At 45.7% G+C, this 3,022-nt stretch carries 2 protein-coding genes; both read left to right on the top strand.

Translation table 11 applies throughout. The features are described 5' to 3' along the window. Positions 1–750: DUF3362 domain-containing protein (locus A3735_RS15600; RefSeq protein ID WP_156499707.1), on the top strand; the 750-nt coding region annotated here is incomplete at its 5' end. A gap of 136 nt (positions 751–886) precedes the next feature. Further along, positions 887–2,452 carry a SulP family inorganic anion transporter gene (locus A3735_RS15595; RefSeq protein ID WP_068512480.1) on the top strand — a complete coding sequence of 522 codons (1,566 nt, stop codon included), beginning with the start codon at positions 887–889 and terminating at the stop codon, positions 2,450–2,452. The last annotated feature ends 570 nt before the right edge of the window (positions 2,453–3,022 follow it).

Here is a 3,022-nt window from a genome sequence, read left to right as displayed (position 1 = left end):
AGAACACTACCCGGAATTAAACGCATACTTATTGCTTCCGGCTTACGCTACGACCTAGCAGTAGAAGACCCGGAATATATAAAGGAACTTGTTACACACCATGTAGGCGGCTACCTGAAAATTGCACCGGAACATACTGAGAGCGGCCCTTTATCAAAAATGATGAAACCCGGCATGGGCACTTATCATCGCTTTAAAGAACTATTTGAAAAATATTCTGCCGAAGCCGGAAAAAAGCAATACCTTATTCCTTACTTCATATCAGCTCACCCTGGCACGCGCGATGTCGATATGATGAACTTGGCATTATGGTTAAAAGAAAACGGATTTAGGGCGGATCAGGTACAAAACTTTTATCCCTCACCGATGGCTAGCGCCACCGCCATGTACCATTCCGAGAGAGATCCGCTCCACCGGATCAATTACAAGACAGAAAAGGTGTCCATTCCCAAGGGCATAAAACAGCGACGCCTACATAAAGCGTTTTTGAGATATCACGACCCGGACAACTGGCCACTGTTGCGAGAAGCGCTTAAAGCGATGGGTAAGGCTCATTTGATTGGCTATGGGAAAAAACATCTCGTTCCACCAAACCAACCAGTTAAAGGTACTAAGCAAGGTGCCAAGATGAGCCAGAATAGAAAAGCGGCTCAAAGACCAGGAAATAAGAACAAGCAGGGAAATAGAAAGAATCAAAAGGGAAAGATTCTGACCCAGCATACTGGCCTTCCTCCCCGTAAAAGTAAGTAAGAATATTTAACAGACCTAAAAGTGTGCAGCAATACTCACAAATTTGTATTGCTGCACAACAATCCCTATAATCCGCCCCCCCGTTTAAACGACATTTTAATGACCGAGAGAAGCCTTCTCTCAACCAGAGGTATTCATGTTCGAACCCCGCGCAAGCTCGCATCTCAGTATCAAGAACGACGTCCTATCCGGCTTAACCGTTGCATTGGCGCTAGTCCCTGAAGCTGTTGCATTTGCCTTTGTTGCAGGCGTGGAGCCAATTGTTGGTTTGTATGCTGCTTTCATGGTCGGACTCATTACGGCTTGTATCGGTGGTCGACCAGGAATGATTTCGGGTGCTACCGGTGCTCTTGCCGTTGTTATGGTATCGCTGGTCGCACAACACGGTGTTGAATACCTCTTTGCTACGGTAGTTTTAATGGGAATCATACAAATTGCGGCAGGCATGCTAAAACTAGGCAAGTTTATTCGCATGGTTCCCCACCCGGTTATGCTTGGCTTCGTTAACGGCCTCGCGATTGTGATTTTCCTCGCTCAACTTAGCCAGTTTGGAGAAAACAACGGCACGGGCTGGTTGCAAGGAACAGGACTAGAAGGTTCCATTATTGATATTGCCTGGCTCGAAAGTAATGCCATGATCACAATGCTTACTCTCGTTTTTGCTACCATGGCTATTATTCATTTCTTACCCAAATTAACCAAGGCGATACCTTCATCACTGGCAGCCATTGTCATTGTCTCTTTGGTCGTCATTTTCTTTGGCCTTGATACTCGAGTGGTAGGTGACGTTGCATCAATTTCCGGCTCTTTACCTAGTTTTAGCATTCCATCAGTGCCTTTCACTCTGGAGACATTGTGGATCATCTTGCCTTATTCTTTTATATTGGCAGCGATTGGCTTGATTGAATCTCTATTAACCCTCACGCTTATCGATGAAATGACACAAACTCACGGTAAAGGTAACCAAGAGTGTATCGGTCAAGGCGTGGCAAATACTGTAACGGGTTTCTTCGGTGGCATGGGTGGCTGTGCAATGATCGGCCAAAGCATGATCAACGTTAATTCAGGTGGTCGCGGCAGACTGTCCGGTATATCTGCAGGCTTATTCCTACTCTGCTTCATCTTATTTGCCGCGCCTCTGATTGAACAGATCCCCGTTGCTGCACTAGTCGGCGTTATGTTCATCGTTGTCATCGGTACCTTTGAATGGTCCAGCTTCCGAATTCTTCGAAAAGTTCCCCGCTCTGACGCTTTTGTATTAATCCTGGTATCTGGTGTCACAGTGGCAACAGACTTGGCAATTGCAGTAATCGTAGGTGTAATTGTTTCCGCGCTCGTCTTTGCCTGGGAACACGCGAAGCATGTGTATATTCACGAGAAAGAGAATGAAGAAGGTTCAACGGTCTACGAAGTAGAAGGCCCCCTGTTCTTTGGTTCAATTGCGAACTTCCTAGAGCAATTTGATGTTCAAGCGGGCAACGACGACATTATTATCGACTTCGCTCAATCCAGAGTATACGACCACTCAGGCATTGAGGCGATCGACACACTAGCCGAGCGCTACCTGAACGCAAACAAGACTTTACACATTCGCCATCTAAGCCCGGAATGTAGAAGCTTGCTTAAAAACGCCGGTGATTTGATCGAAGTCAACGTGATAGAAGATCCGAACTACCATATTGCGACAGATAAGCTAGACTAAGACTTGAATTTAGTTGCCCTTCCTAGCAGGAGCTTATCAGATGACTAGTAAAGATAAATTTGGTTTAGATAAAGTACTTAATCGCTTTAATAAAGAGTTCGAGAAGACATCCGATCATTTTAATCAATTGATTAACGATGCGTTCAAACAACTTGAAAGCTTGCAGTCTCAAGTTCAAGAGCCGATCAAGAAAGTAGTTGAAGATCTGGATAAGCTTCGCGACAAAGAAATGAACCGCTTTCAGAAGGAGTTTGACAAGCGCCTGGATGAGTTTCATGAGCTACAGTCTCAACTCCTTGAAAAAATAGGCGTCGAAGCAAAGGCTCCTGCGAAGAAAGCGGCTCCGGCTAAGAAAGCAGCTCCGGCTAAAAAAGCAGCTCCGGCTAAGAAAGCGACTCCAGCTAAGAAAGNAGCTCCGGCTAAGAAAGCGACTCCAGCTAAGAAAGCAGCTCCNGCTAAGAAAGCGACTCCAGCTAAGAAAGCAGCTCCTGCTACAAAGTCTCCGTTGAAATTGACTGCACTCAATGGTGTTGGACCAGCTTTAGAAAAGAAACTTATAGCAGCCGGTAT

This window comes from Oleiphilus sp. HI0061 (assembly GCF_001635675.1).
This window is presented reverse-complemented; position numbering and strand designations above follow the sequence as displayed.